General features: G+C 55.9%; 3 protein-coding genes and 1 pseudogene. 2 read left to right on the plus strand and 2 right to left on the minus strand.

Features of this window, described 5'->3' with window-relative positions:
- Nucleotides 1-353: 353 nt before the first annotated feature.
- Nucleotides 354-748, minus strand: a pseudogene (locus NKJ46_RS34370) (helix-turn-helix domain-containing protein); the annotation flags it as partial.
- 924 nt (nucleotides 749-1,672) lie between these two features.
- On the opposite strand from NKJ46_RS34370, the gene NKJ46_RS34380 reads away from it, so the two are divergent.
- A complete protein-coding gene (locus tag NKJ46_RS34380) occupies nucleotides 1,673-2,227 on the plus strand; it encodes a class I SAM-dependent methyltransferase (RefSeq protein ID WP_352671747.1) in 555 nt (184 codons plus the stop codon).
- 12 nt (nucleotides 2,228-2,239) lie between these two features.
- A complete protein-coding gene (locus tag NKJ46_RS34385) occupies nucleotides 2,240-3,235 on the plus strand; it encodes an isopenicillin N synthase family dioxygenase (protein WP_352671749.1) in 996 nt (331 codons plus the stop codon).
- 1,943 nt (nucleotides 3,236-5,178) lie between these two features.
- Here the strand turns inward: NKJ46_RS34385 and NKJ46_RS34390 are convergent.
- On the minus strand, nucleotides 5,179-5,384 hold a 206-nt coding region (locus NKJ46_RS34390), incomplete at its 5' end, for a hypothetical protein (RefSeq protein ID WP_352671752.1).

The following is a 5,384-nucleotide window of genomic DNA, read 5'->3' on the forward strand; positions in this document are numbered from 1 at the left end:
CCACCGTGCCATGGCCGCTCGCCCTTCAGAGCAAGCGCCGTTCTCTCTCCAAAACTTTTTGCAGAACCTTCAGGACACTATCCAAGAACGCCCGAATAGTCTGGGCGCTGTTAACGAAGGGAGAAAGCTATCGGGCTCCGGTCGTGCCCGCTTGAGCGGGACGGGCGCGAGGCCGTTGGCGGCGTGAGGAGGTCAAAGGACAGGTATGGCGCAACGTCGGTGAGGCGGGATCAGGAGAACCAGGCGCATGGGGAGCGCTTCCAGCGCGTTCCAGTGATGTGGACCTGATCCTCGAACTCCCATACGGGCCCGCGGCCATGACGAGCCGCAAGAGAGGCCGAACACATGGCAGCCCGGCGCCGCTTCAGGATGTCGAGGCGACCCTGCTCCAGTGCGTGCGCGGACTTTTTTTGAATGTCCAGCCGTGACCGCGAAGCCAGGCGCTCAAGGCGCTGTTGCTGATCCGCACTGACTGCTCGGCGACGAGCCGCTCCACCATCTCGTTCAGCGTGATGTCCTTGCGCTCCTCGATCAGCCCGACGATGAAGGCTTCATGCGCATCGAGGCTGGAGGCGCGGCGGCGGCCCTGCGGGCGTGGCGCCAGTTCGCCGATCTTCGCCCGCGCAATCCAGCGGATCGCGCTGGACACTCCCACGCCGAACCGCGCCGCCGCTTGCCGCGCCGACATGCCCTCGTCCGAAGCCTTCAAGACCCGCGACCGAAGATCACCGCTCAATGCTCTTCCCATCGTCCACCTCCATCGAGGTGGATGTTGAATCAGCACAAAACGCAGCCGTCACATCACAATCGATTCATCTATCACAGGACGTGCTCTAGATGTTCGGTCCCGCCATGTGATGGATTGGGTTTAGCCTGAACCTTTGCGGCTGCTCAGTCCAGATTTTGCAGATGTGCTCGAATGGGGTTAGGTCGTTTAGGCTCTTCAGGCGTTTGGCGAAAGCACAACGCGGTTGGGCACTATCTGGGGCAAGTCTCGCTTCACAGCCGTCGGGAAAAGCTGGCTGACCTACTCGCTCGGCCATAAGGCGTGCCGCGAGGATCTCTCGATCGCAGACCACCACGTGCCCCGCGTGTTCGCCTCGCTAGCCTTCCCCGGGGAGGGCCTCACCGAAACCGACTTGCTGATCTTGGACGTTCGGGGCCGGAGAAGCTCACGACGAACAACGCCGCGATCTTCTGGAAATCTTCGATGATCTTATGGCCGCGGATCTACAATCGTTCACCAGCCAAATTTCCGTGCAACATTGGCATTACACACGATGGTGAGGCTCATTTTCGTTTGATGGTGAGCAGGCCTGCCGCGCGATCATGCGGGGCCGCTTCGACCGATCTGTTTATTGGCTGAAAATAGGTGAAAGGCTTTTACAATCGGTGAAAATGCACAAATGACTTGCCAGTCCGCGCTCCGCGGGGTCGTCAAGCTACGCCAGGTTCTACAATCCGAAGCTTTTTGTCAGCTTGTCGCCAACCATACAGGTCTATTTAGGGCCAACCTACTATCATGCCTCAAATAGCGGAAAACATTCAAATAAGTGTTTTCTTCACGTCTCCTCCCTCAATTGGCACGAGGTTTGCTGCCCTCGTCTGGCAGTTAGCAGTAGGCGCATGAAGGGCCGCTGCTCATGACCACCTCCTAAACGCAGGAGTTGCCATGTACACCCTTGATCAGCAGACGGCACTGAAACAAGGCGCGCGCGAGCATCTCAAGGAGTCCCACACCCTCGGCCGCGACGCCGGTCGCTCGGACCACTTCCACCGCGGATGGGACAGTTGCTACGATTTGGGTGTGGCCGATGGGCACTGCGGGCCGTTCATCGCGGCCGAACTGATGGCCGCCGTGCAGACGGCCTATTTGGCCAGGCTTCGAACTGCCATAAAAGTCCTGAAAGCTGGCTGCGGAACAGGCCCGGTCGGCGTGGAGCTGGATAGCTTCGGGTCCGGGTTAATCGACGGGTTCGATCTCTGCGAGGAAACGGCTGAAAAGACACGGCAAACCCGAGCCTACCGGAATGTCCGAAACCTTAACGGTCTGCCCTTCGATTACTCCATAGCAGGCTATCATCTCACGGTCTGCTGCCGTGTCTGCACGCTTGGACATGTCGGGCTAGATAAGACGAGTATGGGTTCCTCGACCTACCAGGACCGCGTGACCTTTCCCCCCGCTTTTCGCGGTTGCGACGCTTCATGCGCCGACTCCCATTGTTAAACAGGTGTACTTATGCCCAAGAATTCCTCAGTTAGACTCGACGACAATTTGCAAGCAAAACGCGAACGCTTTGATAAAATACCATTGATTGACATAGGCCCACTTCTCGATGGGGAAAACAAACAAGCGGTAGCCCGCGAAATACGATGGGCACTGTCCAACGCCGGTTTCATGTATGTAAAGAACCACGGTCTTCCGCAGGATTTGATAGATTCGGTTTTCCGTGTCAGCCGGGAGTTCTTTGATTTCCCATTATCGCAGAAGACCTTACTGCACATTAAAAATTCCGATTTGGCTTTTCGCGGATACACTGAGCCGTTTGGAGAGAACACCGATCCTGGAAAGACGAAAGACCTTAAGGAGTGCTTTGACTTCGGACCTGAACGTTCGGTGTTCGAAGGTCCCTTTTTCGGTCCTAACCAGTGGCCCTCAAATTGGCCCGAGTTTCGGGAACTGACATACGGATACCATCAAAGGATGGTGGACCTCGCGAAAAAACTTTTGCAGGGAATTGCGCTCAGCCTGGACCTGTCGGAAAGCTATTTCGAGAATTTCATGCGGAACCCGATCAGCGTTCAGCGCCTGCTCCACTACCCGCCGCAGAGCGGCCATGTTAGCGAGGACATGATCGGAATTGGCGCCCACACAGACTACGGCAATTTGACCATCCTGGCACAGGATGACGTGGGCGGTCTTCAGGTCCTGAACCGAGATGGCGATTGGGTACAGGGCACACCGATCCACGGTACTTTCATAATCAACATCGGGGACCTAATTCAGCGGCTCACCAACGATGTCTACCTGGCCAACATGCATCGCGTGGTGAATAGCTCAGGTCGCGAGCGATACTCAGTCCCCTTCTTTATCGACCCTGATTTCGATGCGATCATAGAGCCGTTAAAGTCATGTGTCACGGACAGCAACCCACAGCGCTACCAGCCGGTAACTTGCGGCGAATACATACTCCGACGTTTCGCAGCAAGTTACGCTCACTTGGCCAAAGCGTGAGCAAGGCCGCAGGCACCTATCTCTGATGGATTTCCAATCAAATCACCCCCACGTCTTCTGCTCTCCACGGGCGCGCCGCAGGCCCCTCCAGCGACGATATACAACATCTGGTGACACTTTGGTCGGATCCGCCAAACACGCCTGTTTTAGCCGTCCTCTTGTCCACCTCAGATAGAGAAAACGCATCACAAAATTCTTTTTCGGTTCGATCTGACAAGCGGCACAATTTTTGAAGGTTGTGAGCATCGGCAAATCCATAGTTCGGACGCGTCAGCGGTACTTGGAAAGGGAGGCGAATGACGCTTAAGAAAAACGTGCGTATTCCCGCACGAATGGAAATTTCCCAGGCAACAACTATGTGGATGGAAAGTTAGGGTGATGTCGAATAACTACTTAAACAAAGGGTTGTCTATTTTAACAGATGATGTCGCCTCGCAAAGCAGATCAACGCGCGCAACGTGCGAATTCTAAACGCTGCTGGCGATAGAGGGCGCGGAGTATTCGCCGCTCGCGATTTCCTGCCGGGGGAAATAGTTATAATCGGGCTAGTTGAACGCCGATAGCACCCGAACGACCAATTCGTTTCAATTGGACTGGAATGTGCACGCTCAATTGCAGAAGCCAGCCGTTGTGAATCATTGTTGTGACCCAAACTAAGCGATTGTGGCCAATCGCTTCGGGGCCTACGACTTTGTCGCTATTCAGAAGATCTCTTGTGGCGCCGAAGTGACGTGGGACTACGCTACATCGGAATTCGAGTGCATCGGAGTATCTGTATGTCTTTGTTTGTCGAGAAACTGTCGAGGCTCAGCCGGAGGATTCTCCACGTTGCCTCGCGATCATCCCATGCTCGTGTGCGGATTCTATGCACCATACCTTAAGAAAACCCGAGGCACCTTCCAGGACAATTAGGGCAGCTTCCAAGTTTGCGGGCTGCGTGAGAATGAATCGCAGAGTTCGCTCGAACGGTTCATACACTGGCTATTCGCCGGCGACACTTTTGGACGGGATGGATCGTTGTGCGCGTGCTTTGACCAGCAAGCCTGGGGGGTGTTACGCCAGGGGTGTTACGCCAAACCTTCCACCGACTTGAGTGGTGCACGTGCCCAATAATCCATCGCAGTGCTTGGCCCGACTAATCTACACCATCTTTTTGCGCGATGTTTTTTGAACGTTGGCCAGACCGTGCCGGGAGCGTTTAGGCATCTTCACCCGCCTGCAGCCGAGCCAATGGCGCAGCCTACGTACGCCGCAACTGAGAAGCGGTTTCGTCCTGAAAACGAGTGGCAGCGCCTGACCGGCCTCATGCGATCTGTGAATGGCCGTCAAATCAGCCCACCCATCCGTCGGCTCCGATTGAGAGACTTGTCTTGGCCATCGGGTGTCTCACGCTGCAGGCGGTCGGCTACAAAGTGTTAGCGCGGGAGACAGAACTGCCACTGTTTATCCTGCGTTCGCCCCGGAGCATCGCCGACCGGTGGATTAGACTCGATCGTCCGCGAGAAGCTGTCTGGGTCAACCCACCTGCGCAGCGCCCAGCGTAAAGCGGCGCTGGTACCTGGCAATCAGGCCGTCTTCTTCGAATGGCCGTTGCGGCTATTGGTGCCGCCCTTGACAGGAAACGGGACGGTTTGGAGCTGTATTCGAGAGGAATGATGAAACCGCCTTTTTTATCTTGTCGACATGGAAGAGCAGGACGGTCGGATCGTCTCTGCTTTCAATGCCAAGCCGCTAACCGAAATGCCAGCTTTTCAATTAGGTGGGAACCATCTGGGGTCGTTGTTGGCTTATTCACTGGTGGCAAATGTCGGCCGCCTTCGATCTACGCACACCCCGACAGGTCGCTGGGCCGACGGTGAAGGTGCCCAATTTTTCCGCGCACATTGAACTGCAGCTAACTACCGATCTCGATTCCACCCATTTTATGGGTTCACGACCTAATACTACAGTTGCAGATGCCGATGCCGTTTGTAGTGACAGATGGTGGCCGCAGCCTGATGTCGTCGTCGCCATAACGACCAGGCGATGATGAAGGGCTTTTGTGTCGGTGGGAAGATGAGGATCCGGGCGAGGAGATAGCGGATCTCGGGGACGCTCGGGACGAGCGCAGCCATCCGGATCAGGCGGCGATTGGCTCCTTTGGACTCGT

The sequence above is a fragment of the Mesorhizobium sp. M0166 genome, assembly GCF_040322255.1.
In the GTDB taxonomy this organism is placed as follows: domain Bacteria; phylum Pseudomonadota; class Alphaproteobacteria; order Rhizobiales; family Rhizobiaceae; genus Mesorhizobium.

Coding starts and splice junctions, on each gene's coding strand:
- NKJ46_RS34380 (WP_352671747.1), top strand. CDS start 1,673: ATGTACACCCTTGATCAGCAGACGGCACTGAAACAAGGCGCGCGCGAG.
- NKJ46_RS34385 (WP_352671749.1), top strand. CDS start 2,240: ATGCCCAAGAATTCCTCAGTTAGACTCGACGACAATTTGCAAGCAAAA.